26 protein-coding genes and 1 pseudogene are annotated in these 25,969 nt (G+C 63.4%); 9 read left to right on the top strand and 18 right to left on the bottom strand.

The annotated features are described in order from the left end of the window. The first annotated feature begins 2 nt into the window (after positions 1 to 2). From ACYG9R_RS22445 to ACYG9R_RS22435, 3 genes are all read left to right on the top strand, one after another. Positions 3 to 707: an ABC transporter ATP-binding protein gene (locus tag ACYG9R_RS22445; RefSeq protein ID WP_023823125.1), complete on the top strand. Its 705-nt coding sequence runs from the start codon at positions 3 to 5 to the stop codon at positions 705 to 707. Beyond that, positions 704 to 1,921: an ABC transporter permease gene (locus tag ACYG9R_RS22440; protein ID WP_023823126.1), complete on the top strand. Its 1,218-nt coding sequence runs from the start codon at positions 704 to 706 to the stop codon at positions 1,919 to 1,921. Before ACYG9R_RS22445 ends, ACYG9R_RS22440 begins: the two co-directional genes overlap by 4 nt. Positions 1,922 to 2,050: 129 nt before the next feature. Beyond that, positions 2,051 to 2,293: a hypothetical protein gene (locus ACYG9R_RS22435; protein ID WP_023690325.1), complete on the top strand. Its 243-nt coding sequence runs from the start codon at positions 2,051 to 2,053 to the stop codon at positions 2,291 to 2,293. On the opposite strand, the gene ACYG9R_RS22430 is transcribed toward ACYG9R_RS22435, so the two are convergent. Both ACYG9R_RS22430 and ACYG9R_RS22425 read right to left on the bottom strand, forming a co-directional pair. Continuing rightward, positions 2,290 to 3,009 carry an NUDIX hydrolase gene (locus ACYG9R_RS22430; protein WP_023668380.1) on the bottom strand — a complete coding sequence of 240 codons (720 nt, stop codon included), beginning with the start codon at positions 3,007 to 3,009 and terminating at the stop codon, positions 2,290 to 2,292. The genes ACYG9R_RS22435 and ACYG9R_RS22430 overlap by 4 nt on opposite strands. 5 nt (positions 3,010 to 3,014) lie before the next feature. Further along, on the bottom strand, positions 3,015 to 4,127 hold the full coding sequence (locus ACYG9R_RS22425) for an endonuclease/exonuclease/phosphatase family protein (RefSeq protein ID WP_023690932.1): 1,113 nt from the start codon (positions 4,125 to 4,127) through the stop codon (positions 3,015 to 3,017). 157 nt (positions 4,128 to 4,284) lie between these two features. Here ACYG9R_RS22425 and ACYG9R_RS22420 point away from each other — a divergent pair, with 157 nt between their 5' ends. Together ACYG9R_RS22420 and ACYG9R_RS22415 are read left to right on the top strand one after the other, a co-directional pair. Next, entirely contained in the window at positions 4,285 to 4,878 is a 594-nt protein-coding gene (locus ACYG9R_RS22420) for a BA14K family protein (RefSeq protein ID WP_023690328.1), read from the top strand. A gap of 169 nt (positions 4,879 to 5,047) precedes the next feature. Next, positions 5,048 to 5,332, top strand: a complete 285-nt coding sequence (locus tag ACYG9R_RS22415) for a PilZ domain-containing protein (RefSeq protein WP_023685169.1) — start codon at positions 5,048 to 5,050, stop codon at positions 5,330 to 5,332. Positions 5,333 to 5,412: 80 nt separating this feature from the next. Here the strand turns inward: ACYG9R_RS22415 and ilvC are convergent, their stop codons facing one another. From ilvC to ACYG9R_RS22400, 3 genes are all read right to left on the bottom strand, one after another. Beyond that, a complete protein-coding gene (gene ilvC / locus ACYG9R_RS22410; RefSeq protein WP_013531065.1) occupies positions 5,413 to 6,432 on the bottom strand; it encodes a ketol-acid reductoisomerase in 1,020 nt (339 codons plus the stop codon). Between the two features lie 23 nt (positions 6,433 to 6,455). Further along, positions 6,456 to 7,121 carry a TetR/AcrR family transcriptional regulator gene (locus ACYG9R_RS22405; RefSeq protein ID WP_081726780.1) on the bottom strand — a complete coding sequence of 222 codons (666 nt, stop codon included), beginning with the start codon at positions 7,119 to 7,121 and terminating at the stop codon, positions 6,456 to 6,458. A 142-nt stretch (positions 7,122 to 7,263) separates the two neighbouring features. Then, positions 7,264 to 7,722, bottom strand: a complete 459-nt coding sequence (locus ACYG9R_RS22400) for a MarR family winged helix-turn-helix transcriptional regulator (protein ID WP_023668376.1) — start codon at positions 7,720 to 7,722, stop codon at positions 7,264 to 7,266. A gap of 95 nt (positions 7,723 to 7,817) precedes the next feature. Between ACYG9R_RS22400 and ACYG9R_RS22395 the strand changes: the two genes are divergently transcribed. Both ACYG9R_RS22395 and ACYG9R_RS22390 read left to right on the top strand, forming a co-directional pair. Continuing rightward, positions 7,818 to 8,123, top strand: coding sequence for a Rieske (2Fe-2S) protein (locus tag ACYG9R_RS22395; RefSeq protein WP_023668375.1), 306 nt, complete (start codon positions 7,818 to 7,820; stop codon positions 8,121 to 8,123). Between the two features lie 37 nt (positions 8,124 to 8,160). Beyond that, positions 8,161 to 8,824: pseudogene (locus tag ACYG9R_RS22390) on the top strand (glutathione S-transferase family protein); the annotation flags it as partial. Here the strand turns inward: ACYG9R_RS22390 and ACYG9R_RS22385 are convergent. Together ACYG9R_RS22385 and ACYG9R_RS22380 are read right to left on the bottom strand one after the other, a co-directional pair. Then, the gene (locus tag ACYG9R_RS22385; RefSeq protein ID WP_023823127.1) at positions 8,754 to 10,082 is read right to left on the bottom strand and encodes an FAD-dependent oxidoreductase; all 1,329 of its coding nucleotides are present in this window, start codon (positions 10,080 to 10,082) and stop codon (positions 8,754 to 8,756) included. The pseudogene ACYG9R_RS22390 and the gene ACYG9R_RS22385 overlap by 71 nt on opposite strands. A 75-nt stretch (positions 10,083 to 10,157) precedes the next feature. Next, positions 10,158 to 10,565 carry a winged helix-turn-helix transcriptional regulator gene (locus ACYG9R_RS22380; protein WP_023823128.1) on the bottom strand — a complete coding sequence of 136 codons (408 nt, stop codon included), beginning with the start codon at positions 10,563 to 10,565 and terminating at the stop codon, positions 10,158 to 10,160. Between the two features lie 138 nt (positions 10,566 to 10,703). Between ACYG9R_RS22380 and ACYG9R_RS22375 the strand changes: the two genes are divergently transcribed. Next, a complete protein-coding gene (locus ACYG9R_RS22375) occupies positions 10,704 to 11,594 on the top strand; it encodes an SDR family oxidoreductase (protein WP_023706160.1) in 891 nt (296 codons plus the stop codon). A 50-nt stretch (positions 11,595 to 11,644) separates the two neighbouring features. On the opposite strand, the gene ACYG9R_RS22370 is transcribed toward ACYG9R_RS22375, so the two are convergent. The 4 genes from ACYG9R_RS22370 to ACYG9R_RS22355 all read right to left on the bottom strand — a co-directional run bounded on the left by ACYG9R_RS22370 (position 11,645) and on the right by ACYG9R_RS22355 (position 17,514). Beyond that, entirely contained in the window at positions 11,645 to 12,685 is a 1,041-nt protein-coding gene (locus tag ACYG9R_RS22370; RefSeq protein ID WP_023823129.1) for an SDR family oxidoreductase, read from the bottom strand. Positions 12,686 to 12,721: 36 nt separating this feature from the next. Then, a complete protein-coding gene (locus ACYG9R_RS22365; RefSeq protein WP_286459217.1) occupies positions 12,722 to 14,641 on the bottom strand; it encodes a potassium transporter Kup in 1,920 nt (639 codons plus the stop codon). A 141-nt stretch (positions 14,642 to 14,782) separates the two neighbouring features. After that, complete coding sequence (locus tag ACYG9R_RS22360; RefSeq protein WP_023823130.1) at positions 14,783 to 16,696, bottom strand: potassium transporter Kup; 1,914 nt, start codon at positions 16,694 to 16,696, stop codon at positions 14,783 to 14,785. A 77-nt stretch (positions 16,697 to 16,773) separates the two neighbouring features. After that, positions 16,774 to 17,514 carry a pyridoxine 5'-phosphate synthase gene (locus ACYG9R_RS22355; protein WP_023690926.1) on the bottom strand — a complete coding sequence of 247 codons (741 nt, stop codon included), beginning with the start codon at positions 17,512 to 17,514 and terminating at the stop codon, positions 16,774 to 16,776. 112 nt (positions 17,515 to 17,626) lie between these two features. Here ACYG9R_RS22355 and ACYG9R_RS22350 point away from each other — a divergent pair, with 112 nt between their 5' ends. Beyond that, a complete protein-coding gene (locus tag ACYG9R_RS22350; protein ID WP_023690925.1) occupies positions 17,627 to 18,046 on the top strand; it encodes a SpoIIAA family protein in 420 nt (139 codons plus the stop codon). Positions 18,047 to 18,080: 34 nt separating this feature from the next. On the opposite strand, the gene ACYG9R_RS22345 is transcribed toward ACYG9R_RS22350, so the two are convergent. From ACYG9R_RS22345 to ACYG9R_RS22315, 7 genes are all read right to left on the bottom strand, one after another. Next, complete coding sequence (locus tag ACYG9R_RS22345; protein WP_023668361.1) at positions 18,081 to 19,208, bottom strand: ATP-dependent DNA helicase; 1,128 nt, start codon at positions 19,206 to 19,208, stop codon at positions 18,081 to 18,083. A gap of 306 nt (positions 19,209 to 19,514) precedes the next feature. Then, positions 19,515 to 19,757, bottom strand: a complete 243-nt coding sequence (locus ACYG9R_RS22340) for a hypothetical protein (RefSeq protein ID WP_155921648.1) — start codon at positions 19,755 to 19,757, stop codon at positions 19,515 to 19,517. 35 nt (positions 19,758 to 19,792) lie between these two features. Further along, a complete protein-coding gene (locus tag ACYG9R_RS22335; protein WP_023690922.1) occupies positions 19,793 to 20,167 on the bottom strand; it encodes a nitrile hydratase accessory protein in 375 nt (124 codons plus the stop codon). Continuing rightward, positions 20,154 to 20,813, bottom strand: a complete 660-nt coding sequence (gene nthB / locus ACYG9R_RS22330; RefSeq protein WP_023822146.1) for a nitrile hydratase subunit beta — start codon at positions 20,811 to 20,813, stop codon at positions 20,154 to 20,156. The genes ACYG9R_RS22335 and nthB overlap by 14 nt, the downstream gene beginning before the upstream one ends. Continuing rightward, on the bottom strand, positions 20,810 to 21,433 hold the full coding sequence (gene nthA / locus ACYG9R_RS22325; RefSeq protein ID WP_023690920.1) for a nitrile hydratase subunit alpha: 624 nt from the start codon (positions 21,431 to 21,433) through the stop codon (positions 20,810 to 20,812). Before nthA ends, nthB begins: the two co-directional genes overlap by 4 nt. A 65-nt stretch (positions 21,434 to 21,498) precedes the next feature. Then, a complete protein-coding gene (locus tag ACYG9R_RS22320) occupies positions 21,499 to 24,660 on the bottom strand; it encodes an efflux RND transporter permease subunit (protein WP_023823131.1) in 3,162 nt (1,053 codons plus the stop codon). Beyond that, positions 24,657 to 25,952 carry an efflux RND transporter periplasmic adaptor subunit gene (locus ACYG9R_RS22315; RefSeq protein WP_023823132.1) on the bottom strand — a complete coding sequence of 432 codons (1,296 nt, stop codon included), beginning with the start codon at positions 25,950 to 25,952 and terminating at the stop codon, positions 24,657 to 24,659. The genes ACYG9R_RS22320 and ACYG9R_RS22315 overlap by 4 nt, the downstream gene beginning before the upstream one ends. Positions 25,953 to 25,969: the final 17 nt, after the last annotated feature.

Here is a 25,969-nt window from a genome sequence, read left to right as displayed (position 1 = left end):
CCATGGCCGCGGGCCTCATCGGTTTCGACACGGTCTGGAAGAGCTATGGCCAGGGCGAAGCCAAGGTCCATGCGCTGGCCGGCGTCGACCTCGCCATCCAGCGTGGCGAATTCGTCGCCATCATGGGCCCGTCCGGTTCGGGCAAATCGACCGCGATGAACATCATCGGTTGCCTCGACACGCCGACGGCCGGAACCTACTCCTTCATGGGCATCGACGCCGGGCGGATCGACCGCAACCGCCGGGCGCTTCTGCGCAATCTCTATATCGGCTTCGTCTTCCAGGGTTACAATCTGTTGCCGCGCACCACGGCGGCGGAAAATGTCGAGCTGCCGCTGATCTATCGCGGCGCGCCGGCCCGCGAGCGCCGCGATCTTGCCATGCAGGCGCTGGCGGAGGTCGGCCTGGTCGGGCGCGAACATCACACGCCGGCCGAACTCTCCGGTGGTCAGCAACAGCGCGTGGCGATCGCGCGCGCCATCGTCACCAGGCCGACGCTGCTCGTCGCCGACGAGCCGACCGGCAATCTCGACACCGCCCGCACGCATGAGATCATGGAGTTGTTGACGCGGCTGAACCGGGAGCTCGGCTTGACCATCGCCATGGTCACCCACGAGGCCGATGTCGCCGATTATGCCGAGCGCACCATCCGCTTCCTCGACGGCCACGTCGCGTCCGACACGGCCAAGTCGGAGTTGGCGTCATGATCTGGGAAACCGTCCGCCTCTCTCTGCGCTCCATCCGCCGCAATGTGCTGCGCTCGTTCCTGACGCTGCTCGGCATCGTCATCGGTGTCGCCGCCGTCATCGCCATGCTGACCATCGGTTCGGGCACCACGGCCAAGGTCAAGTCGGACATCGCCAAGCTCGGCTCGAACCTGCTCGTCGTCCGTTCCGGCCGCCCGGCAGGCACCGGCGGACCAGGCGGGCTCGACCGGGCGGTACGGCCTCTGGCCGACAAGGATGTAGCCGCCCTAGTAGCCCACCTGACCGGAGCGCGCGCCATTGCGCCGGCGTCGCAGAAACAAGTCCGCGTCATTTTCGGCACCGAGAGCCTGACCTCGGGCGTCACCGGCACCGACAGCGCCTATCTCGACGCCCGCGACTGGAAGCTGGTGTCGGGCCGCCCGTTCTCGGATTCGGAAACACGCTCCGGCACCGGCGTCTGCCTGATCGGCGAAACGGTGCGCCAGCAATTCTTCGGCGCCGGCGAACCCGAGGGCGAGATCATCCGCGTCAACCGCACCTCGTGCAAGATCATCGGCCTGCTCGAACCCAAGGGCTATACCGGCTTCGGCCAGGACCAGGACAATGTCGTCTTGATGCCGCTTGCCGCCTATCAGCGCCGCATCGCCGGCAACCGCGACATCGACAACATCTACGTCGCCGCCGACGACCGCACCCCGACCACCGAATTGCAGCCGCGAGTCGAGGACATTTTGCGCGACACCCGCCGCATCACGCCGGACCGCGAAGACGATTTCTCGATCCGCGACATGACCCAGATCGCCGACGCCATGGCCAGCGCCACCACCACCATGACCGGCATGCTGGGCGCCGTCGCGGGCGTCAGCCTGCTGGTCGGCGGCATCGGGATCATGAACATCATGCTGGTCTCGGTCACTGAGCGCACCCGCGAGATCGGCATCAGGCTCGCCATCGGCGCGCATGAAAAGCACATCCTCATCCAGTTCCTGGTCGAGGCGACGGTGCTGTCGCTGCTCGGCGGCATTATCGGCATCCTGATCGGCCTGGCGCTGGCCGGCCTCGCCTCGGCAACGCTGGCCATACCGTTTGCGCCGAGCCCGGCGGTCATCCTGCTCGCCGTCGGTTTTTCGGCGCTGATCGGCATGGTGTTCGGCTTCTTCCCGGCGCTGCGCGGCGCCAGGCTCGACCCGATCGACGCGCTGCGCCACGAATAAGCGCCAGATCAGCTCCACCGCAACCAACCGCTATCCACAAGGATGGGTGCTTGTCGACATCGGCAATACTTGTTGTCGTCCGGTCTGCGATGCTAATTTTAGAGCAAAGCATCTGGTCAAGGAGTGGCAATGAGCAAGAAGGCGCGGCTGATTCTGACGATGGTGATCATCGAAGGCGCCCTTGCGGGACTTTGGTGGTATCTCGCCCGCTACGGCATGGCCAATCCCGATCGTGTCACCGCCGATTTTCAGGCAGTCGTCGGCCAGACGATGGGCATGGTCATGGGTGGATTGCTGGGCATCGGCGTTATCCTGTTCCTCGTCGCCGCCCGCAACGACCGCAAGGCGGCGCAGAACAATCCGCGCCGTTAGCCCCCGCCACCGCCAAAATGCCACTCGACCAGCGGCTTCATATGCGGTGCCAGCCCTTCCGGCAGGTCGGCGGCGTGGCGGATGATCACCGGCCCCTCGATCTCCGGCTCGGTCTCGGTCGCGACGAAGGCGCCGATGCGCCGCGCAATCTCGTCGGCCGGCGCATCGACGTGGTAGCGGCGGAAGAGGACCGTGCCGGTCGAAGTCGACAGCGCATGGTAGCGCTTGCCGCGCGCAGCGCCTGTCAGGTCAAGCCCGGTCTCCTCGCGCACTTCACGGATCATGTTGAAATCGACATCGACGCGGCCATCGCGAAAATCGATCGGCTCGAACGAGCCGGCAGCGAAGTAGACACTGCCGGCCGGGACCGTGTGCGCGCCCATGCGGATCGCCACCAGGGCGTTGTCGCCGGCGACCAGCATGGCGTGGCCATAGGCATGCTCGGCGCCCGTCCCCTGCCGGTTCTTTCGCCATAGCAGGAAGGTCGAGTACTTCACCGCGTGACAACGCCCGACGATCCGGTTGTCGCGCCAGGCGAGCGCCGAGAGCAGCACCACCGTGCCGTCGAACAGCGCCGGATTGGCCGTGACCTCGCGCCGCCAGTTGTCAGTGATCGCCTGCGCGTTGTCGCGCTCGAACGGATGCGGGCCGGGGTCGAGCCGGACGTCGATTTCGTCGACGGGCAGGATGACGTTGCGCGGCAGGTCGAAGCTCACCGTGCTCAAGCCATGTCCAGGGTAATTGCGACGGGACAATGGTCCGACGCCTTCGGCCGGTCCCAGCCGGCGCGCGGAAAGCGCTCCACCGCCTGTCCCGCCGGAAAGATGGTGCGCCAGGGCTGGCCGTTGCGGATGATGTCGGGAACCGCCGTCGCATTCTTCGCCGCCAGCCCTTTCGACAGCAGGATGTAGTCGAGCTGGCACAGATGCCGCTCCTTCGGCCCGCGCGTGTGGTAGAAACTCCAGCGGTCCATCTCCGGCCGGCGTTCGACGACGTTTTCGCAAAAGCCGCCGGCGGTGAGCACATCGATACAGGACTGGCTCTCGTCGATCACCTGGAAGCGGTAGCCGTCGACGGCGTCGCCCTCGATCTTCACCCGCTGGCGGTAGTCGTTCATGTCGCCGCAGATCGCCCAGTTTTTATCGGCTGCGTGCTCTTTGCCGAAGCGCTCCTCGATGATGCGGCGCACGGCTTGCGCCTCGGCGATGCGCACCGGCATCGTCGCCTCGCGTCCGTCGAGCCCGTTGCGCGGCGAGCCCATCGATTTGAAATGGACGAGGTAAAGCGTCAGCGGCACGCCGCCGACCTTGATGTCGACCTCCAGGCAATCGCGCCGGAAGATGCGTTCGTTGGCCAGGTTGCCGAGCGCCTCGAGTTCAGGCGTGTGCAGCCCGAACTGCTCGAACGTGACATAGGCATGGCTGGTCATGCGCACGAATTCGATCGGCTGACCTTGCGCGGTCTCGTTGCGCATCATCACGGCAACGTCGATGCCGCGCGAATCATTGCCGGCGGTGGTGTATTTCTGCCGGTAACCCTCGCCCACCATCTTGAAGAGATAGCCATACTCGAACGCCTTCAGCGCCTCGATGTTGTCAACCTCCTGCATGCAGATGATGTCCGCGCGGGTGGCGGCGATGGCGAGCGCGGTCAACTGGCGCGTATCGTCGGATTGCGCGATGGCGCGCGCCTGCTCCAGCATCCGGTATTCGGCTTCGCTCTGGATGTCGAAAAGCGCCAGCGTGCGGTCTTCGTTGAGCTGGTTGCGGAAGCCCGAGTAATCGAACCTGTTCATCAGGTTTTCGACATTGAAAGTGGCGAGGCGCAGCGACATGGACTGACCTTTGCCCGCAAGCGCCAATGAAAACAAGGGCTGCTCGTCATGGCTGATGGAACCTTTCTGTTCATCCTCCGTTCAGACGCCAAGGTCCATCAATAGGCCACTTCCCTGGGGTATCCGGGCGTGGGGCCTGTATCACTTGGAGAGTGCAATGAGCTCGCTCTTTTCGTCCACAGTCAAATCCGGGCTGTTAGCGCTCGGTCTTTTCTCGGGTCTCACGGCGCCATCCGCCGCGGGCCCGATCCTGCAGCCGGACTTGTCGGTGCCGGCAAGCACCGCATTGTCTGACATCACACCGGTTCGCGACAGCTGGGCGGGCGGCAATGACCGCCGCTCCTTCAACGATTGGCAGTGGCGCCGCCACGACAGCCGTCGCTTTGCCGGGTCAGGCAACTGGAACAACGGCAATTGGAATGGCGGCAACTGGAACGGCGGCGACAACTGGCGCTGGCGCCATCACCGCCACCATCGCGGCCGTGATTTTGACACCGGCGCCGCAGCAGTTCTCGGCCTCGGCCTGGGTCTCGGCCTCGGCAGCATCTACAACAACGGCTACTACAACAACGGCTATTACAATGACGGCTACTACGTGCAGCCGGCGCCCCGCCGCTATTACCGCACGCAGCGTCTGTCCAGCGCCCATGTCCAGTGGTGCTACGACCGCTATCGGTCCTACCGGGCCTGGGACAACACGTTCCAGCCCTATGGTGGCCCGCGCCAGCAATGCTGGTCGCCCTACAGCTGACCTATAAACGACAATACACGACGGCGCCGCCCCATCGCGGCGCCGTTTTCATTTGGGAAAGACGGCTGGTCTCGGTCACCGCTAACCATATGTTTATCGGCTCAGCCTATCCGTGATATCGTGCCCCATCTGACGATCGCGCCGATCCGGTCGCGAAGGACGTGCCGTCATGGCCGACAACGAATTGCGAAACAAACACCGGCAGCGCGTGCTGAAAGGCGCGACGATTCTGACCGGCCTCACCAATTCCGAGGTCAAGTGCACGGTCCGCAACATGCATGCCGGCGGCGCCGAACTGAAAGTCTCGATAGACGCGCGCGTGCCGGACGAGTTCCTGCTCTATGTGCCTGTCGACGGCATCGGCTACAAGGCCATCGTGCGCTGGCGCCGCGACGACCGCATCGGCGTCGAGTTCACCGGCACCGAGCCGAAGCCGCATTGGCACTATGGCTGATTATCCTGATCGATAAACCGGCATCAAAAGCCGGCGGATCGCTCCGCCGGCTCTTTGCTCCCAATCCCGACGACTGCGGGTTAGTTCTTGGCCTTGTCGACCAGCTTGTTCTTGGAAATCCAGGGCATCATGGCGCGCAGCTTGGCGCCGACTTCCTCGATCTGGTGGCTGTCATTGTTGCGGCGGATGCCCTTGAAGCGCGACATGCCGGCGCGGTATTCCTGCATCCACTCCGAGGTGAATTTTCCGGTCTGGATGTCTTTCAGCACGCGCTTCATCTCGGCCTTGGTCTCGGCGGTAATGATGCGCGGGCCTGAGACATATTCACCCCATTCGGCGGTGTTCGAGATCGAGTAGTTCATGTTGGCGATGCCGCCTTCATAGATCAGGTCGACGATCAGCTTGACCTCGTGCAGGCACTCGAAATAGGCCATTTCGGGTGCGTAGCCGGCCTCAACCAGCGTCTCGAAGCCGGCGCGGATCAGCTCGACCAGGCCGCCGCAGAGCACGACCTGCTCGCCGAACAGATCGGTCTCGCATTCCTCGCGGAAATTGGTCTCGATGATGCCCGAACGGCCGCCGCCGACACCGCAGGCGTAGGACAGAGCGAGATCGAGCGCATTGCCGGAAGCATCCTGGTTGACGGCGACCAGGCACGGCACGCCGCCGCCCTTCTGGTATTCGCCGCGCACCGTGTGGCCGGGGCCTTTCGGCGCGATCATGACGACATCGACGGTCGACTTCGGCTCGATGAGGCCGAAATGCACGTTGAGGCCGTGCGCGAAGGCAATCGCGGCGCCGTCACGAATGTTTGGCGCGATTTCGTTTTTGTAGATGTCGGCCTGCAATTCGTCAGGCGTCGCCATCATCATCAAATCGGCCCATTTGGCAGCGTCCGCCACGCTCATCACTTTCAGGCCATCAGCCTCGACCTTCTTGGCGGTCGCCGATCCCGCCTTGAGGCCGATGGCGATTTCCTTGGCGCCGGAATCCTTGAGGTTGAGCGCGTGCGCCCGGCCTTGGCTGCCATAGCCGATAATGGCCACCTTCTTGCCCTTGATCAGATTGAGATCGGCGTCGCGATCGTAATAGACACGCATCTTTTGCTTCCTTCCCACAGAGATTAGAGGCCTTGCGGCCCGGTTTTTGCTCCATAAAGAGCGAGAAACTGCTGCGTCGCCCGGGCGGCATCGCCGCCGATCGCCGCTTCAGTCAATTCCAGCCTGTCGCCGAGCAGCAGACGGATCTGCACGTCGCGGGCGACCAGCCCGAAAAAGGTCCGGAACGCCATTTCGGCGTCCGTAAAGTCGAGCAGTCCGGCCTGCTTGCCGGCAAGCAGCACCGGCTTCAGCCGTCTGGCCAGCGCGAAACGGCCATTCTCCAGCACGATGGCGCCGAGATCGTCCTTTCCGGATCCGGCATGGCCGACCGCGACGCGGTTCAGCGCGATCGAGGTATCGCTCGAAATCACCTTTAGCCAGTCCGAGGCGAAGCCTTCCAGGCTTGCCGTCATCGAGGCAAGATCGAGCCGCTCACCGTCGACCGGCACCACGCGCACTTTCGATGCCTGCCACTGCACGGTCGCCGTCAGCAATCCGTCGCGGTCGCCGAACCATTTGTAGAGCGTTTCCTTCGAGCAGCTGGCGCGCCGCGCCACCGCCGTCATGGTCAGATTGTCGCCCTCCTCGACCAGCAGCCGCAAAGCCGCGTCCAGGACGGCCGTTTGCCGCTCTGTCAGCACTTCGCTGGTATCGATCTCGGCACTCGCCTGCAACAATTTCCTGCCCATTCGATGAGGTCGCCGGGTCGACTCAAACGGCGTACCGTACGTTACGGTTCGGCATATTGCGCAATCCTGTGCTCGACGCAAGGGTTAGGTAGAAAAATCGTCGACGTGAGAGCCGCCGGGCAAACCACGAGATTCTGACGGATCAATCATCGGCGGGCGGATGGCGCAGCTCTCCAAGCAGGCTCGCCAGTATCTTCAGCTCCTCGGCGGAGAGTTTTGCGCCGACCAATTCGGCAATAGACCGTCCATAGACAGCCCACATCCGTCGCCGCGTCTGACGGCCCTTGGCCGAGATGCGGATGGTCTGGCCGCGGCCGTCATCGGCAGCCCTGAGCTTCTCGACCAGTCCGTCTGCCTCGAGGCGCGCCAGAAGCCGCGAGATGTTATACTGCGCAAACAGTGTGCGCTCGGTCAGCTGGAATGGCCGCAGCCCGCCCTCACCCGCCTCGGCGAGTTCATGCAGCACGTCATACCAGTCGAGCGGCGGCAAGCCGCTAGTCTTCAAAGCCTCTTCCGCCTTTTCGATGAGCTGGCGCGAAACCCGCATCAGGCGGGCCCAGGCCTTGACGGCTTCGGGCGAAGGCGTGGTTGTTTTGGTCATGACCCACCCTAGGCGGTAGATGCAGTTGCATCAAGCTTGACGGTCAATGCACTTGCATCTATATGCATGCAACTGCATCGATCCGGGAAAGATCCATGAAACACGAAATTTGCAAAGTCGCCGACGTCCCACAGACGGGCAGCCTGATCGCACCGTTCTTCGGCCGCGAGGTCCATGTCTGGCGCAGCGGCGAGCGTGTCCGTGCCGCGGCCAATGTCTGCCTGCATTTCGGCGGGCCGCTCGACTGCAAGGACGGCAAGCTGGTCTGCCAATGGCACGGTGCCGCCTTCGATATGGAAAGCGGCGATCGGCTTGAAGGTCCGGCGCCAAAAGCGTCGCGACTGATGTTCCTGTCGACGCGCGTCGAGGACGGCGCGTTGAACTATGTCTGGGGAGAGTGACATGCCTGAGAAGAATGAAATGCCTGAGAAGAATGAAATGACTGGCAAGCTCATTCTCGTCAGCCATCATCTATGCCCCTATGTGCAGCGCGCGGCGATCTCGCTGGCCGAGAAAGGCGTGCCGTTTGAGCGTGTCACCATCGACCTCGCCAACAAGCCGGACTGGTTCAAGGCGATTTCGCCGCTGGGCAAGGTGCCGCTGCTGATCGTCCAGGCAAATGGCGAGGAGACAGTGATCTTCGAATCCGCCGTCATTCTCGAATTCCTCGAGGAGACGCAAGCCAATCCTCTGCATCTGGCCGACGCCTACGCCCGTGCCCGGCATCGCGCCTGGATCGAGTTCGGCTCGGCGACATTGAACGCCATCGGCCGGTTCTACTCGGCTTCGACGGAGGCCGCCTTCCTGGCAGAGTCCACGGCACTTTCGGCCATGTTCGATCGTCTGGGAGGACGAACTGGCCGACCAGGCCGGACCGTGGTTCAATGGCGAGTGCTTTTGCCTCGTCGATGCCGTCTACGGCCCGGTCTTCCGCTATCTCGACGCCTTCGACCGGATCGGCAATTTCGGCATTCTGGACGGCAAGCCATTGGTCCAGGCCTGGCGCAAGGCGTTGAGCGAACGCGCCTCGATCAAGGGTGCCGTGGCGCCGGACTATCCGCAGCGGCTGCGTCTATTCCTGCGTGCGAGAAATTCGCTTCTCTCGACCCTGATCCCGCCGGATGATCTGGCCAGTGCACCTCCTCTAGCCCGATCCGCCTGAACGGATCGATCAGCGTGCCGGCCACCATCGAGGCAAGCACGCTTGGCACTGGCGGGATTTTGGCGATGGTTGCCACCAGCCTGTCGCGGAAGAAGGGCAGCATCGTGCCGTCCGACTGGTAGAACGGCGTCAGCGCCAGCGACAGCAGCTGGAAGATTCGGACATGCCATCGCCGCGCCCGGGCGTAGCTTTCCAGCGCTGCCTCGACGTTGCCCGTTTGTGCCAAGGCATGGCTGAGTGCTGCCGCGTCGAGCAACGCCATGTTGGCGCCTTGCCCGAGCTGCGGGCTGGTCGAATGCGCGGCATCGCCGATCACGGCCAGCCTGCGGCCGGCCGGCAGCTTCATCGTGTGGTGGCCGTAGCGCGCCAGCGACAGCTGGTCGAAGCTGTCGATCTGGCTGGTGAACGCCTCGCACTGCGGCCACAGCGAGACCAGTCTCGCCTTCCAGGCGTCGAGCCCTGCCGCGCGCACGTTTTCGGCATCCGCCGGCTTCAGGCTCCAGAAGAACGCCGCCATCTTTTCCGCGCCCGGTTCCGGTCGGCCGATCGGCAGGACGCCGATCATCACGCTGGCCTTGTCGTAGCGCTGCAGCAGCGCATTTTCGTCGAAGCCTTGGCGCCAGCCGAGCGAGGCCCAGAACGCGCCGTAAGTGAGCTGCCGCGGCTCGGCCGGATCGTTGAGGCACCGGCGCAGCTTCGAACGCGAGCCGCTGGCGTCGACCACGAGGTCGAACGGCCCTGCTCCGCGGCCCCCCACCGTTCGGCTCTTGTCGAAGATCAGGATCGCCCGCTCACCGACGTCCAGCGCCTCGATCTCGACACTGGTTTCGATGGCGATACCTTGGCGCTGCGCGGCGCGAAACAACACGTTGAACAACGCCGCCCGGTGCACCGCCAGCCCGAAACGGCCGCCAGGCTGCGCATCGTAGCGCACGGCGAGCACGGTGCGGCCGCTCGAGGCATCGGCGCCATGCAGACGCTCGATGCGGCTCCCCAGCGCCAGAATGTCGTCGAGCAGGCCGAGATCGGCGAGCACGCTCAGCCCGGTCGGCTGCAGGATCAGTCCGGAACCGACGGGCTTGGGTTCCTCGAAACGTTCGAAGATGGTGACGTTGTGGCCCGCGCGCTTGAGATAGAGCGCGGTGGCGAGCCCCGCCGGGCCGGCGCCCGCAATCGCGATGTCGAGAGATTTTTCCATTGCCCGCCCAACTACTGGCCGGACAATCCTTCAGCGCCATTGTCAAATCAAGCCGTTGCTGCATGGACCAAAATATCAGCCACCGGCGTCGAAGGCAGCGCGCGCCTTGCGCACCGCACCATAGTTGAGTTCGGCCCACAGGATCAATTGATGCAAGGCGCCGAACATCGAACGGCCGAGATCGGTCAGGCTGTATTCGACGCTTGGCGGCTTGGTCGGGAACACTTCGCGATGAACAAAGCCGTCGCGCTGCAGATCGTGGAGCGTCTGGGTGAGCATGCGCTGCGAGATGTCGGGCACCAGGCGCCGCAACTCGCCGAAACGATAGGGCTGCTCTGCGAGCGCCGCCATCAGCAGCGAACTCCATTTGCCGTTCACGCCCTGCATCACGTCGCGAACCGGGCAATCGGCAATGTTTGCGCCATCGCTGGTGGCTTTGAATATATTGAGCTTGGTTCTCAGATTGACGACCTTGCCGTCCATGGCTGCTGGTTCCCTGGCGGTGCCTACCTCCCTAAAAACTGCCTTCTTTACGGTGGCCGGTCAATTCTTATTTTAGTGCTGGTCTCTTTTTGAGACTGTCAGAAGCACCCGCCACCCGGCGCAATTTCAGGATCCCCGATGACCGCAACCCTTCTCGTCACCGGCGCTTCCGGCCAGCTTGGCCGCGGCGTCATCAACCACCTGCTGGACACATTAAAGATCCCCGCAAACCGCATCATCGCCACCACCCGTACACCCGCCAACCTTGCCGATCTGGCGGCGCGCGGCGTCGTCGTCAGAGCCGCTGACTTCAACGACCCGCAATCGCTTGCCGAGGCCTTCGCGGGAGCCGACCGGGCACTCGTCATCTCGACCAACGAACTTGAGGTACAGGGGAAGCGGCGCGAGCAGCAGCTTGCGGCGGTGACGGCGGCCAAACAGGCTGGCGTCGGCCACCTGCTGTACACCTCGATGCCCAACCCCGAGCCTGGTTCGCCGGTTGTTTTCGCGCCCGACCACTACGACACCGAACAGGCGATCAAGGCGAGCGGGATCCCCTACACGATATTCCGCAATGGCTGGTATAACGAGAACCTGTTCATGGCGTTGCCGCAGGTTCTGGCGTCAGGTCAGTGGTACACCTCCGCCGGCGACGGCGCCATTTCCTACGGCACGCGTGACGATTTCGCGGCGGCGATCGCAGCGGGGCTCGCCTCGGACAGCAGCGAAAGCGCGACTTACACGCTCACCGGCCCCAGTGCGTATACGGCTGCCGAAGTGGCGGCGTTGGTCACCGAGGTCACCAGCAAGCCGATCAAGGTCATCCAGCTTTCCGACGAAGCCCTGACCGAGGGAATGAAGTCGGCCGGCCTGCCTGAACCCTTCGCCAAGGTGCTGGTGTCGTTCGACGCCGCCGCCCGCGCCGGTGACCTCGGCATGGTGACCGACGCGGTCGAAAAACTCTCCGGCCGAAAGTCGGTGCCGCTGAAGCAGTTTCTGGAGACGAACAAGGCTGCGCTGGCCGGCTGAAAGCTGCCATTGCGGGACGCCGAGCCCTTAAGGTCCGGCGTCCCGCACAATTACTTCGATCGCTTGACCAGTCCCAGCCGGATCAGGCTTTCGCCCGTGGCAGTCAACGCATCTTCGCGCGAGCGTGGCGCCCAGCCGAGCACGCGCACCGCCTTGGCGTTGGTGGCGTTCTTGATCTTGCCCAGTTCCGTTGCGAGTTGTGCCGCTTCCGGATTGAACAGCCCGATGATGCGCACCAGCCAATCGGGAAACTCCCGCGTCGAGACGCGCGACGCCGCCGGCCCGAGCCGCGTCTTCAGGGTCTGCGCGATCTCGCGCACCGTCATGAAATCGCCGGCGACAGCGAGGAACCGTTCGCCCTTGGCGGCGGGGTGGGTCATGGCGCGAACATGCAGATCCGCCACGTCGCGCGCGTCGACGACGCCGAAGGACAGGCGCGGCAGCCCAGGCACGGCGCCGTTCAGCATGCGCTGGACAAATTCGGTCGAGGTCGAATGGTCCGCGCCGAGCACCGGTCCAAAGATGCCAACGGGATTGACGACCGCAAGCTCCAGCGCGCCGCCCTGCTCGGCGATGAAATCCCAGGCCGCGCGCTCGGCGAGCGTCTTGGACTTCACATAGGCGCTGACCTTGCCTGCCGGATCGGTCCAGTTTTCCTCGTTGAAAGGCTGCCCATCCGCGCGCATTTTGCCATAGCCGACGGCCGCGAAGGATGAGGTGAGCACGACGCGCCTGACCCCGGTATCCCGCGCCGCCCGCAGCACGCGCAACGCGCCCTCGCGCGCCGGAAGGATCAGGTCATCCTCATGCGTGGGCACGCCGGGCGGAAAAGGCGATGCGACATGCAGCACGTAATCGCAGCCGGCCACCGCCGCCGGCCAGCCTGCGTCGGCCATCAGATCGGCATGGGCGAATGAAAGGGCGTCACCGGGCTCCGTGCCACCTGCCTTGAGCATGGCGAGCACATCGGCTTCGCGCCTGGCCGATCGCACGGAGGTGCGGACGCGGTAGCCGGCCTTCAACAGTTCGAGGATGCAGTGAGCGCCGAGGAAGCCGGACCCGCCGGTGACCAGCACCAATTCGCCGCTCATATTAGCCTCCTCGACGATTTATCCCTTCGAGACCCCTCAGATCGCCACCTGCGTGCCGATCTCGACCACACGTCCGGTCGGGATCTGGAAATACTCCGTCGCATCGGCCGCCGAGCGGGCGAGCCCGATGAACAGCTTGTCCTGCCACACCGGCATGCCGGAATTGGGCGATGCCTTGAGCGAGCGCCGCGACAGGAAGAACGACGTCGTCATGATGTCGAACTTCCAGCCCTGCTTGCGGCAGATCGCCAGCGCGCGCGGAATGTTGGGCTGCTCCATATAGCCGAAGGTCAGCGTCACCCGCATGAACAACTCGTTGACTGTCTCCATCTTGACCCGCTCGCTGTCGGGCACCAGCGGCTGCGGGGCGGTGACCACCGACAGAATGACGTTCTGCTCGTGCAGCACCTTGTAGTGCTTCAGGCTGTGCATCAGCGCTGTCGGCGCGCTTTGCGGATCGCTGGTCAGGAACACGGCGGTGCCGGACACCAGCTGCGGCTTCTTCTTCAGCAGATTGCCGGCGAGGAAATCGAGCGGGATTTCGTTGCGCCGGGTCTTGTCGAACAGATAGCGGCTGCCGCGCACCCAGGTCCACATCGCCAGAACGATGGTGAAGGCCACCGCAAGCGACGCCCAGCCGCCCTCGAACACCTTCACGATGTTGGAGGCGAAGAAGCCGATGTCGATGAAGCCGAACAGCGCCGTCATGGCGACCGCCACCCACAGCCGCCATTTCCAGATGCGGGTCATGACGACGAACAGCAGCACCGTCGTCACCAACATGTTGCCGGTCACCGAGATGCCATAGGCGGAGGCGAGCTTGCTCGACTCGCCGAAACCGACGACCAGCAACATCACCGCCAACGCCAGCAAAACATTGACGCGCGGCATGTAGATCTGGCCCGACTGCCGTTCCGACGTGTGCAGGATTTCGAGGCGCGGCAGCATATTGAGCTGCACCGCCTGCCGGGTCAGCGAGAAGGCGCCGGAGATCACCGCCTGGCTGGCGATAACCGTCGCGGCAGTGGCCAGCACCACCATCGGGATCAGCGTCCAGCCTTCGTTCATCTCGAAGAATGGGTGGCCGACGTGACCGTTCTTCGCCAGCACGAAAGCGCCCTGCCCGGCATAGTTTAGCAGCAGGCAGGGAAACACGATGGCCAGCCAGGCGAGCACGATGGGCTTGCGGCCGAAATGGCCGAGATCGGCATAAAGCGCTTCGGCACCGGTGACGGCGAGGAAGATGGCGCCGATGGTGACGAAGGCGACATCGGGCGAATTGATCAGGAAGGCGACGATGTAGTGCGGGCTGACCGCCCACAGGATTTCGGGATCGGCGATGATGTGGTTCAAGCCCGAAAGACCGATAGCCAGGAACCAGACCGCCGTGATCGGGCCAAAGATCAGCGCCACACCGCCGGTGCCGAAGCGCTGCACCGAAAACAGGATCGCCAGGATGACCAGCGTCAGCGGCACGACGTAGGGCTGGAAGGTCGGGGTAACGACATTCATGCCTTCAACCGCCGAAAGCACCGAGATTGCCGGCGTGATGACGGCGTCACCGAAGAACAATGACGCGCCGACAATACCGATGGCCAGGATGATCGCCGAGCGGGTCGGGAAACTGCCGCGCGCCAGTGCCATCAGCGACAGCACGCCGCCCTCGCCTCGGTTGTCGGCTCTGAGCACAAACATGATGTATTTGATGGTGACGATAATCGTCAACGACCAGATGATCAGCGACAGCACGCCCAGAATATCGCCGCGCTCGGCGATTTCGCCGCCGGAGGACGCAACAAGCGCTTCCCGGAAGGCGTAGATCGGGCTGGTGCCGATGTCGCCATAGACCACACCGAGCGCGCCCAGCATCAGAACTTTGGTGCTGTGCTGTTCGATTTCGGGATGGCTCGATTGTTCGACGGGTTCTGCCTCAATACCAGCATTGGTAAGGGCCATGGACGACACTCCGATAAGCGCGCGGTGCTCTACGCTTGCTGCGATGCAATATCAAGTGCCGTGACGGTAGGGCTACCATGTTCCCAGCGCAGGGCTTGCCCCGCAATGACCGGTGCGTGGCGTCAAAGGCTGCCGGAAACCTCAGATCGCCACCTGCGTGCCGATCTCGACCACACGTCCGGTCGGGATCTGGAAATACTCCGTCGCATCGGCCGCCGAGCGGGCGAGCCCGATGAACAGCTTGTCCTGCCACACCGGCATGCCGGAATTGGGCGATGCCTTGAGCGAGCGCCGCGACAGGAAGAACGAAGTCGTCATGATGTCGAACTTCCAGCCCTGCTTGCGGCAGATCGCCAGCGCGCGCGGAATGTTGGGCTGCTCCATATAGCCGAAGGTCAGCGTCACCCGCATGAACAACTCGTTGACTGTCTCCATCTTGACCCGTTCGCTGTCGGGCACCAGCGGCTGCGGTGCGGTGACCACCGACAGAATGACGTTCTGCTCGTGCAGCACCTTGTAGTGCTTCAGGCTGTGCATCAGCGCTGTCGGCGCGCTTTGCGGATCGCTGGTCAGGAACACGGCGGTGCCGGACACCAGCTGCGGCTTCTTCTTCAACAGATTGCCGGCGAGGAAATCGAGCGGGATTTCGTTGCGCCGGGTCTTGTCGAAGAGATAGCGGCTGCCGCGTATCCAGGTGGTCATGATCAGCCCCATGAGGCAGGCAACGGATATTGACACCCATCCGCCTTCCACGATCTTGACGACATTCGCCAGGAAGAAACCCATGTCGATGGTGCCGAACAGCAGCGCCAATGCCAGGGCGAGCCCAAGCTGCCATTTCCACAAATTGCGCATGACAACGAACAGCAGAATGGTTGTCATCAGCATCTCGCCGGTCACCGAAATTCCGTAAGCGGAAGCCAGCGAACTCGAGCTGCCGAAGCCGACAACCAGCAGCATCACTCCCAGGGCGATGAGCAGGTTGACGCGCGGCATATAAATCTGGCCGCTCTGCATTTCGGACGTGTGCTGCACCTCGATGCGGGGCAGCAGGTTGAGTTGCACTGCCTGGCGTGCCAGCGAAAAAGCACCCGAGATCACCGCCTGACTGGCGATCACGGTGGCGGCCGTTGCCAAGCCGACCATTGGCATCAGCGCCCAATCCGGCAACATCTCGAAGAATGGATTGGTCGGCCTGCCGCCATTCGCCAATACAAAGGCGCCCTGGCCGAAGTAGTTGAGCAGCAGGCAAGGAAACACCACGGAAAACCACGCGAGCACGATCGGCTTGCGCCCGAAATGTCCAAGGTCGACATAAAGCGCCTCGGCCCCCGTTACCGCCAGGAACACTGCACCAACGGTCACGAAAGCGGCGGTCGGCGTGCCGGCTAAGTAGGCGATCGCATAATACGGGTTGATCGCCAACAGCACCGAAGGATCGTCCATCAGGTGGTAGAGCCCGGAAACGCCGATGGCCAGGAACCATAGCGCCGTCACCGGCCCGAATACTGCCGCCACCTTCCCCGTGCCGAAGCGCTGCACGGAGAACAGAAATGCCAGGATGACCAAGGTGATCGGAACGACATAGGCCTCCAGCGTCGGTGTCACCACTTCCAGGCCCTCAACTGCCGACAGCACGGAAATGGCCGGAGTTATGATAGCGTCTCCGAAAAAAAGCGACGCCCCGCAAAGTCCGATGCCGAGGATAAGCTTGGCGCCTTTTGGATAGGCGCTGCGCGCCAGCGCCATCAGGGACAGCGTGCCGCCCTCGCCCTTGTTGTCGGCGCGAAGCACGAAAGCGACGTATTTTATGGTGACGATAATCGTCAGCGCCCAGACGATCAGCGACAGCACGCCCAGGACATCTATACGCGTGTCGGTACCAGGCGAAGCGTGAAGCGCCTCGCGGAAGGCATAGATCGGGCTGGTGCCGATATCGCCATAGACGACGCCAAGCGCGCCCAGCATCAGAACTTTGGTGCTGTGCTGTTCAGTGTGGGAGTGGTTCGGTTGTTCGACGGGTTCAGCCTCGCTACCGATGCTGGAAAGAGCCATCGACTACTCCCCGATCACCGCGCGGTGCGCCTTGCTTGCTGTCATGCGATATCACCTTCGACACGAGCCTTCCACCGCTACCAACCGCAAGCCTTCAGAAACCGCCCCACCGTGCCGGCCATGCCATACTCCAACGCATCGGCTGTCAACCCGTGTCCGATAGACACTTCGGCCAATGCCGGAATGCGCTTTGCCAATGCCGGAAGGTTGTTCACCACCAGATCGTGCCCGGCATTGACCTGGAGCCCGGCGGCGAGTGCGGCATCCGCGGTTTTTCCCAATCTTTCCAGCTCCTTCCGCGCCTTGGCGGAATCGGAATGGTAGCTGCCGTAGGGCCCGGTATAGAGCTCGATGCGGTCGGCGCCGGTGTCGCGCGCGGCATTGACGCCGGTGGGATCCGGATCGGAAAACAGCGACACGCGGAAGCCCCCTTTTTTCAGACGCTTGACGATCGGGATAAGGAACGCCGCCTCGGCGGCAAAGTTCCAGCCATGGTCCGATGTCGCCTGCGCCGGATCGTCGGGCACCAGCGTCACCTGCTCCGGCTGGTGCCTTTCCACAAGCGCCAGAAAATCCTCGGTCGGGTAGCCCTCGATGTTGAATTCCGCCTTGGGAAACTCGTCGTCGATCAGCGCCCGGATCTCCGGCAGGTCGGAATGCCTGGTGTGGCGCTCGTCGGGCCGCGGATGAACCGTCAGCCCGTGCGCGCCGGCCGCCAGCGCCAGGCGGCCGAGCCCGGTGACGCTCGGCCACGGCAGGTCGCGGCGGTTGCGCAGCATGGCGATGGCGTTGAGATTGACCGAGAGTTTCGCGGGCATGGCGTGAGGTCCGGCTGTTTGTGCAGCGCATCTATACTGCCTTTGATGGGAACAGACAGGGGCTTTCGGGTGTTCCAGTGAGGACATCTGCTCGCAAGGGGGAACCCAGCCAATGAATTTTCTCCAATCCGTGCCCGCGATCCGCCGCCTCGAAACCAACCGTGAGGACCTTTTCGCCATCGACGTCGTCGGCCATGTATCGGCCGCCGACGGCGAAAATCTGTTCGGATTGCTGGAGGCTGCCTACGCGCTGCACCCGAGGATCGACGTCTTGGTGCGGCTGGTCGACCATGAGGGCGTCGACTGGATCGATATGGACGACGAGACGCTGAAACAAGGTACGGTTCATGCGCTAGAGCATATCGCCCGGTGCGCGACGATCGGTGAGCCGGACTGGATAGCGGATGCGCGGAACTTCCTTCCGGCTTCGCCACCCATCGAGTTCAGGCACTTCGCGGCCGAGGACGAAGCGGATGCCTGGCAATGGCTGGGTGCGACGCCACTCAGCCCTGCTGCGCCGGCTGCTACCTGACGCCGGCTATCTAACGCCAGCTATCCAACGCCAGTTATCTAACAATCGTCAGCCGCTCTGCCGCCCGCGTGATGGCGGTATAAAGCCAGCGCTGGCGGGTTTCCTTGAACGCCCAGCTCTCGTCGAACAGCACGACGTCGTTCCACTGCGAACCCTGCGCCTTGTGCACGGTCAGCGCGTAGCCATAGTCGAAATCGTCAAAGCGCTTCTTCTGCTGCCAGGGGATATCGGCGTCCGGATCCTCGAAAGCCGACTTGAGCAGCTTGATCTTGGCGACGCCGCGGTCGGGATCGTCCTCCTCGGGCGAGACCAGAAGGTTGATGCCCGGCTTCACCGTCTCGCGCGACGAGGTCATCACCTTCCACAGCGAACCGTTGAGCAGGCCCTTGGCGGGGTCGTTGCGCAGGCAGACCAGCTTGTCGCCGGCCTGCGGATAATCGGCATTGAAACCCTTCAGCTCGCGCAGGCGCTGATTGTAGCGGCGGCGTGTGCGGTTGGTGCCGACCAACACCTGGTCCGCCTTCAGCACCAGCTCCTGGGTGACGTCCTCCTTGCCGATGACCTGCGCGGTGCCGTAGTCGCCGCGCATGAACTCGCGGCCCTCGCGCACGTCGAGCGCCAGCTGGATAATCGGATTGTCGCGCGCCTGGCGGTGGATTTCGGTCAAGAGCACATCCGGCTCATGCTCGGTGAAAAAGCCGCCGCCCGAGATCGGCGGCAGCTGCGCCGGATCGCCAAGCACCAGGATCGGCGTGCCAAAACTCAGAAGGTCGCGGCCAAGCTGCTCGTCGACCATCGAGCATTCGTCGATGACCACCAGCTTCGCCCGTGAAATAGGGCTTTGCCGGTTGAGCGAGAAGGTCGGCGACATCGAGGTCTTGCCCGTCACCTCGTCCGACACCGATTCCTCGCCCTTCGGCCGGTAGATCAACGAATGGATGGTGCGAGCATTGACCGCGCCCTTGGAACGCAGCACCTGCGCCGCCTTGCCGGTGAAGGCGGCGAACTGCACCTGCCCGTCGACATGCTCGGCAAAATAGCGCGCCAGCGTGGTCTTGCCGGTGCCGGCATAGCCGAACAGCCGGAAGACCTGCGGCCGGCCCTCTTTCAGCCAGCGCGCCACCGCTTTCAGAGCCTCGTCCTGTTGGGGGGAGAATTCCATCGGTTCGACAGACCGGATTCGCGAGAGAAAGACAAGCTTGGTGCTAACACCGCTTAAAACGATGGGATTGCCTCACCTTCAACGGGACAAACTAGCAGGCGCAAATGCGAACGTAAAGTGAACATGCAAGCGGATAACGAACGATTTGAATTCAGGCATTTGAACCTAGATCGGGCAATGCCACTATCACGGACATGATCGAGATGCAGATCGGCGCAGACACCTATAAGCGAGGATATTGATGAGGTCGTTCGCAGACAGGCTGATCGGAAAGTCGATAAAGAAGATCGAAATCGGCGAACCTGGTTATGGCATCGTTGTCTCCTTGTCGGATGACGCAGGGTTCGCGATATATACCGAGGTCACGGCCTGTCTGAGTGACGAAAATGCCAGAACCATAGACGTGTTACCATCAGCGACGAGCAAGTGATCCTCCACTTGGGTGACAACGACTTCGTCGCCATTTCCAAAAACCGTGGCCGCTTCGCCGTCGTTGAGGCGTTTGTCTATGGGGACGACGAACGCATGGTCGTCGAAAATTAGTTGCATCGGCCGCCAGATTTCAAACACCAACCACAGGCGGACTATATGTTCGCGCCGCCGCCGCTACCTCTGGTCGGCCCGGGATCGTTCTCCAACAAAATCGGCTTGCCGTGCGGGGTTGCATGCGCGGCGCGTTCCCAGGCGGCGGCGAGCGTGTCGACGTCACTTTTTCCCGCGACGCCCTTGGCCGCCAGCAGCGTCTCCAGCGCAGCCAGCCAATGCTCGTAATAATCGTGGCCATCGCTTGCGGCGCCCGGCTTGTTCACTTGCGCCGACAGCGCATCGGCCCATTCGGCCCAGGAAAACAGGCCCTTGTCGTGCAGCGCCACCGTCATGGCGAAGGCTTCGGCCTGCCAGGGTTCGGCGAATACCGGTTCGTCCAGACCCGCCGGCAGTGCACCTTCAGGCCGGCTCAAGATAGCTCTCCCAGGCATCGATCGAGACGCTCAGCGTCGGGTCGGCGCCCTCGCCCCAGATTTCCGAGCCATCGAAGACCACGGTATAGACCCATTGCGGGTTTTCACCGTTGCCATGCGCGTTGCTGTCGGGGAACACAAAACCGTCACGCACGGCCTCGACAACTCCGTGCTTGCCGCGCGCATAACGCGGCAGCCTCGTGTGGGCGGTGGGATTGAAATTCCTTGTCCGCACCGGGTCGCCGGCCTTGAAGCGCGGCGCCGTCTCGACCGGCCGGTCGCAGGGACTGCCCTTGGCCAGCACCGCCGGAACGTTTTCGGCCTTCAACACCCTTTTGGGCGTCGCCGCCGGATCGACCGCCCGACCTTCCGTCAGATCGCGCTCGCTGACGAAGCCATGGCGCTTCAGCAGCACCTCGAGCGCTTTGATCCATATCTGGTAGTAGCTTGAGGAATAATAGACGGCCGGATGCAGCGATTCCCTGGCGTGCCGGCTCTCGTCGATGTTCCACGCGCCCATGGCGCCGGCAGTCAGCGTCACGCCGAGCGCCCGCCTCTCCCAATCCGCATGAAAATACGGTTCGTCCTTTTCGGGCGCGACCGGCCCGAAACCCATCTGCCCACCGAGATCCTGCGGCCCGTTCATGCCGGTACCTTCTTTGTCCCGGGTTCTTTGGCCACCGCCGTGCCGATCATCGCATCGCGGCTGACCAGTTCGGCGAGTTGGTCCTCACTCCAGCCTTCGGTACCGTCAGGCCGCATCGGCACCACGAGATAGCGCAGTTCGGCAGTCGAATCCCAGACGCGGATGTTTTTCTCCGCCGGCAAGGTCAGCCCGAACTCCTCCAGCACGCCGCGCGGATCGATCACGGCGCGCGAGCGATAGGGCGGCGCCTTGTACCAGACCGGCGGCAGGCCGAGCACCGACCACGGATAGCAGGAGCACAGCGTGCAGACGACGAGGTTGTGCGTCTCGTCCGTGTTGAACACCGCCTGCATGTGCTCGCCCTGGCGGCCGGTGTAGCCCAGCGAGGTGATCGCCGCAGTCGCGTCGCGCTTCAGCCACTCGGCAAAGGCCGGATCGCTCCAGGCTTTCGCCACCGCCCTGGCGCCGTTGCGCGGCCCGATCTTGGTCTCGTAGGTGTCGACGATGACGTCGATCGCCGCCGGATCGATCAGGCCTTTTTCGGTGAGGATGGTCTCCAGCGCGCGCACGCGCGCCGCAAATGGGTCGAGCTCATTGTCGTGGTCATGATCATGGGACATGACCCTCAGATTAGGATCGGCGGCACGCGGCCGCAAGCATGACAGCTTGGGCCACGGGCTATCGCCTATTCGGCGGCGGCCCTTTGCGGCTCGAGCCGATCCTCGGGAGCGAACAGCGAGGCCTGCTCGCCGCTCTCGACCGCATGCAGCTCCGGCCTGTTCTTTTTCCAAGAGAAGAAGCTCACCAGCCAGCCGGAGAAATTCTCGAAATAGACATAGATGACAGGGGTGACGAACAGCGTCAGCGCCTGCGACGCCAGGAGACCGCCAACCACCGCGACACCGAGCGGCTGGCGCAGCTCAGCACTGGCGCCGGTGCCGAGCGCGATCGGGAACGTGCCCATCAGCGCCGCCAACGTCGTCATCATGATCGGCCTGAAACGCATCAGGCACGCCTTGTGTATGGATTCCTTGGCCGACATGCCTTCTCGTCGCAGCTCCAGCGCGACGTCGACCATCATGATGCCGTTCTTCTTGACGATGCCGATCAGCATCAGGATGCCGATCACCGCGATCACCGACAGGTCCATGCCGGCAAAGCGCAGCGCGACCACCGCGCCCAGCACCGCCGAAGGCAGGCCGGTCAGAATGGTCAGCGGATGGATAAAGCTCTCATAGAGGATGCCGAGTACGATATAGATGGTCAGAACGGCGCCGCCGATCAGCAGGCCCTGATTGGCCAGCGAATCCTGGAAGGTCTTGGCGGTGCCGGCAAAGCTGGTCGAAATCGCCGGCGGCATGCCGATCTGCTCCTTCAGCGCGGCGATGCGGGCCGTGCTGTCGCCCAGCGCCACGCCTTGCGGCAGGTTGTAGGAGATGGTCACCGCCGGCAGCTGGCCGAGCTGGTTGACCGTCAGCGCGCCGGCGGTGCGGTCGACGCGGGCAAAGGCGCCGAGCGGCACCAGGCTGCCGCTTGCCGTCCTGACCTGGATGGCCAGCATGCGCTCGGGCGACCATTCGATGTTGGGATCGAGCTCCATGATGACTTCGTAGCTGTCGGCCGAGCCGAAGATCGTCGAGACCTGCTCCGTGCCGAAGCCGCCATAGAGACTGGAGCGCAGCGTGTCGGTGTCGATGCCGAGCGACGCCGCCTTGTCGCGATCGACCACCAGCGTCGCCTGCAATGAATTGTTCTGCAGATCGCTGGTGACGTCGGTGAAATTCGCATGATCGGCCGCCATCGCATCGTTGAGCTTTTGCGCCCATGTGTCGGTCAGGCCGGTATCGAGGCCCTGAACGACGAGCTGGTAGGCGCTGGCGGAAGAACGCGCGCCAAGTCGCAGGTTCTGCACCGGCTGCATATAGGCATCGATCCCCGGCACGACGGCCAGCTGCCGCCGCAGATCCGACAGCACCTTGTCGATGTCGGGGCGCTGGCTCTTGTCCTTCAGCTGCACATAGAGCTGGCCCTGGTTCAGCGCATTGTTGCCGCCGCCGGCTGACCAGGCCACATGCGAGACATAGGGCGAACGCGAGAAGACACTTGCCGCCTGGTTCTGCAGCTTGACCATGGCGTCGTAGGAGATGTCCTGCCTGGCGATCGTCGTCACCGAGATCTGGCCGATATCCTCTTGCGGGAAAAAGCCTTTCGGCGAGACCTCGATCAGCCAGACCGACCCTGCCGCCGTGCCGGCGAAGACGAGGAACACCAGAAAAGTGTGGCGCAGGCAGAAGGTCAAAAGCCGGTCATAGCCGCGGGTGACGATATCGTGCTTGTGGCCGGGGGCATGCTTGTCCCGATCGGCCTTGGTCACCGACAGCAAGCGCGAACACAGCATCGGCGTCAGTGTCAGCGACACGAACATCGAAGCCAGGATGGCGACCGTCACCACGACGGCGAATTCGTTGAAGATGCGGCCTATGACGCCGCCCATCAAAAGCACGGGGATGAACACCGCCACCAGCGAGATCGAGATCGAGATGATGGTGAAGCCGATCTCGCGCGCGCCTTTCAGCGAGGCATCGAAGGCCGAGAGACCGTCCTCCTCCATGTGGCGAAAGATGTTTTCCAGCATGACGATGGCGTCGTCGACGACGAGGCCGACTGCGAGCGTCAGGCCCATCAGCGAGATGTTGTCGATGGAAAAGCCGAACAGGAACATGGCGCCGAGCGTCGCGATCAGCGAGATCGGCACCGCCACGGCCGGAATGATGGTTGCGGTCACCCGGCGCAGGAAGACGAAGATCACCATCACCACCAAAGCGATCGTCAGAAGCAGCGTGAACTGGACGTCGTCGACGGCCTGGCGGATCGAGGTCGAACGGTCGTTGAGCAGCTTGATGTCGGCGGCGGCCGGCATTTGGTCCTTGAACGACGGCAGCATCGCCTTGACCTTGTCGACGACGTCGACCGTGTTGGCGTCGGGCTGGCGCTGCACCGCCAGGATGATGGCGCGCGTGCCGTCATACCAGCTTGCAGTCGTCGTGGTCTCGACCGAGTCGATGACGCGCGTCACCTCGCCCAGCCGCACCGGATGGCCGTTCTTGGTGGCGATGATGAGGTTGGAGAACCCGGCGGCATCGGTGAGCTGCGTGTTGGCCGTGATGGTCAGCTGCTGCTTGTCGTTCTGCAAGACGCCGAGCGGCGTGTTGGAGTTGGCCGACGCGATTGCAGTCTGCAGCTGGTCGATCGAAATGCCGCGCGCCGCCAGCGCCGTCGGGTCGATCTGCACGCGCACCGCATATTTCTGCTGGCCGAAGATCGACACCTGCGCCACGCCGTCGATGGTCGACAGCGAGGGCGAGATGACGTTTTCGGCGAAGGCGTCGAGGTCGGTGAGCGGAACCGTGTCGCTGACCAGCGACATCAGAAGGATCGGCGCGTCGGCCGGATTGACCTTGCGATAGCTCGGCGGCGCTGTCATCTCGGGCGGCAGTTGCCGCTGCGTGCGCGCGATCGCCGCCTGCACGTCGGCGGCCGCCGCGTCGATATCCCGGTTGAGCACGAACTGGATGGCGATCGACGTGCGTCCCAGCGAATTGCTGGTTGAGATCGAATCGATGCCGGCAATGGTGGCGAACTGCTTGATCAGCGGCGTCGCCACCGAAGTGGCCATGGTTTCGGGTGACGCGCCGGCCAGGTTGGCCGAGACGTTGACGACCGGGAATTCGGCGCTCGGCAATGCCGCCACCGGCAGGAACTTGTAGGCAAACAGCCCGCCCAGCACGAGGGCGAACGACATCAGCAGCGTCGCGACAGGCCTTCTTATGCAGAATTCGGAGATCATTGGGCAGCTCCGCCGGCTTTGTCGGCTTCCGCCACCTTAGGCGCTGCCTGACGGCCGGCAGTTGCCTTGCCTTCATGCACGCTGGCGCCGTCCTTCAGCCTGGTTTGGCCCTCGACGACAACCTTCTCGCCTGACTTGACGCCCTCGCTGATGGCGCTGTTTTCGCCTTCGGTCAGCGCCACCTGCACCGGCCGCATCTCTACCGTGTTGTCCGGCTTGACGACATAGACGAACGGCCCCTTCTGGCTGGGCTGGACCGCGACCGTCGGGATGGATGTCATCTGCGGCATGATGCCGGCGTCGAGCACGACATTCACATACTGGCCGGGCCACAGTGAAAGATCGGCATTGGGAATGCTCGCCCGTGTCGCGATGGTGCCGGACGCGGTGTCGACGCTGGAATCGACGAAGTCGAGCGTGCCGTTGCCGATCGGCGTCGGATCGCCATCCTTGGTCAGCGTCACCGCGCCTTGCTGCGGGTTGGCCAGCGCCTTGTGCAGCAGCGCCAGGTTGCTCTCCGGCAGGTTGAAGTTGACTTGCAGCGGATCCATCTCGGTGATCGTCACCAGCGGCGTGGCCGTGCTCGAGTTGCCGTTGCTCAAGGTGACCAGGTCACCGACCGAAACGTTGACCGCGCCCAGCCGGCCGGCAATCGGCGCCTTGATGCTGGCGAAGCCGAGCTGGACATTGTCGGCGTCGATCGTCGCCTTGTCGGCATCGACCGTCGCCGCGGCAGCCTTTTGCGCCGCCACCGCCTGGTCGTAAGTCTGCTGCGTGCCGGCCTGCTTGGCGACGAGATCCTTGGCGCGCTGGAGGTCGGAGCCCGAACTGGTTAGCAGGGCCTGGTCCTTGGCGAGCGTCGCCTGATCCTTGGCAAGCTGCGCCTTGAGCGCCCGGTCGTCGAGCGAGAACAAAAGGTCGCCTGCCTTCACCATCTGGCCGTCCTTGACGTCGATCGATACGATCTGGCTGGACACGCGGGCGTTGATGTTGACCACGGCCGGCGACGACACGAAGCCGATGGCATAGCGGCGGATCGGGAAATCGGCTGTCGTCGCGGTGGCGGAAACGATCGAGGCCGAACGGGTGGCATTACCGCCGGCGCCGGATTTGCCGCCAGCATTGTCGGCCGAAGCCTTGTCCGATCCAACCGGCTTGTCCGCTGCTGCCGTCTGCCTGGCGCCCGGCAGCATCTGCTGCAGACTGCTCGTCGCCGCCGGCGAAAAATAGACCCACGCCGCGGCGACACAGGCCGCTGCCACCACCACCGCCAGAACGACTTTTCCGCGCATCGACTAAAAGCCCTATG

Source organism: Mesorhizobium sp. RSR565B (genome assembly GCF_054719465.1).
The sequence above is the reverse complement of the archived record's forward strand: the minus strand, read 5'-3'. Positions and strand labels throughout refer to the sequence as shown.

What these genes read in the sequence shown, in the direction of transcription:
- ACYG9R_RS22420 (WP_023690328.1), top strand. Translation starts at nt 4,285, where the DNA reads ATGAGCTCGCTCTTTTCGTCCACAGTCAAATCCGGGCTGTTAGCGCTC.
- ACYG9R_RS22350 (WP_023690925.1), top strand. Translation starts at nt 17,627, where the DNA reads ATGAATTTTCTCCAATCCGTGCCCGCGATCCGCCGCCTCGAAACCAAC.
- ACYG9R_RS22395 (WP_023668375.1), top strand. Translation starts at nt 7,818, where the DNA reads ATGAAACACGAAATTTGCAAAGTCGCCGACGTCCCACAGACGGGCAGC.
- ACYG9R_RS22355 (WP_023690926.1), bottom strand. Translation starts at nt 17,514, where the DNA reads ATGCCCGCGAAACTCTCGGTCAATCTCAACGCCATCGCCATGCTGCGC.
- ACYG9R_RS22340 (WP_155921648.1), bottom strand. Translation starts at nt 19,757, where the DNA reads ATGCAACTAATTTTCGACGACCATGCGTTCGTCGTCCCCATAGACAAA.
- ACYG9R_RS22345 (WP_023668361.1), bottom strand. Translation starts at nt 19,208, where the DNA reads ATGGAATTCTCCCCCCAACAGGACGAGGCTCTGAAAGCGGTGGCGCGC.
- ACYG9R_RS22365 (WP_286459217.1), bottom strand. Translation starts at nt 14,641, where the DNA reads ATGGCCCTTACCAATGCTGGTATTGAGGCAGAACCCGTCGAACAATCG.
- ilvC (WP_013531065.1), bottom strand. Translation starts at nt 6,432, where the DNA reads ATGCGTGTCTATTACGATCGCGACGCCGATCTCAATCTGATCAAGGGC.
- ACYG9R_RS22370 (WP_023823129.1), bottom strand. Translation starts at nt 12,685, where the DNA reads ATGAGCGGCGAATTGGTGCTGGTCACCGGCGGGTCCGGCTTCCTCGGC.
- ACYG9R_RS22440 (WP_023823126.1), top strand. Translation starts at nt 704, where the DNA reads ATGATCTGGGAAACCGTCCGCCTCTCTCTGCGCTCCATCCGCCGCAAT.
- ACYG9R_RS22380 (WP_023823128.1), bottom strand. Translation starts at nt 10,565, where the DNA reads ATGGACGGCAAGGTCGTCAATCTGAGAACCAAGCTCAATATATTCAAA.
- ACYG9R_RS22435 (WP_023690325.1), top strand. Translation starts at nt 2,051, where the DNA reads ATGAGCAAGAAGGCGCGGCTGATTCTGACGATGGTGATCATCGAAGGC.
- ACYG9R_RS22385 (WP_023823127.1), bottom strand. Translation starts at nt 10,082, where the DNA reads ATGGAAAAATCTCTCGACATCGCGATTGCGGGCGCCGGCCCGGCGGGG.
- ACYG9R_RS22360 (WP_023823130.1), bottom strand. Translation starts at nt 16,696, where the DNA reads ATGGCTCTTTCCAGCATCGGTAGCGAGGCTGAACCCGTCGAACAACCG.
- ACYG9R_RS22315 (WP_023823132.1), bottom strand. Translation starts at nt 25,952, where the DNA reads ATGCGCGGAAAAGTCGTTCTGGCGGTGGTGGTGGCAGCGGCCTGTGTC.
- ACYG9R_RS22425 (WP_023690932.1), bottom strand. Translation starts at nt 4,127, where the DNA reads ATGTCGCTGCGCCTCGCCACTTTCAATGTCGAAAACCTGATGAACAGG.
- ACYG9R_RS22375 (WP_023706160.1), top strand. Translation starts at nt 10,704, where the DNA reads ATGACCGCAACCCTTCTCGTCACCGGCGCTTCCGGCCAGCTTGGCCGC.
- ACYG9R_RS22320 (WP_023823131.1), bottom strand. Translation starts at nt 24,660, where the DNA reads ATGATCTCCGAATTCTGCATAAGAAGGCCTGTCGCGACGCTGCTGATG.
- nthA (WP_023690920.1), bottom strand. Translation starts at nt 21,433, where the DNA reads ATGTCCCATGATCATGACCACGACAATGAGCTCGACCCATTTGCGGCG.
- ACYG9R_RS22400 (WP_023668376.1), bottom strand. Translation starts at nt 7,722, where the DNA reads ATGACCAAAACAACCACGCCTTCGCCCGAAGCCGTCAAGGCCTGGGCC.
- ACYG9R_RS22445 (WP_023823125.1), top strand. Translation starts at nt 3, where the DNA reads ATGGCCGCGGGCCTCATCGGTTTCGACACGGTCTGGAAGAGCTATGGC.
- ACYG9R_RS22415 (WP_023685169.1), top strand. Translation starts at nt 5,048, where the DNA reads ATGGCCGACAACGAATTGCGAAACAAACACCGGCAGCGCGTGCTGAAA.
- ACYG9R_RS22405 (WP_081726780.1), bottom strand. Translation starts at nt 7,121, where the DNA reads ATGGGCAGGAAATTGTTGCAGGCGAGTGCCGAGATCGATACCAGCGAA.
- nthB (WP_023822146.1), bottom strand. Translation starts at nt 20,813, where the DNA reads ATGAACGGGCCGCAGGATCTCGGTGGGCAGATGGGTTTCGGGCCGGTC.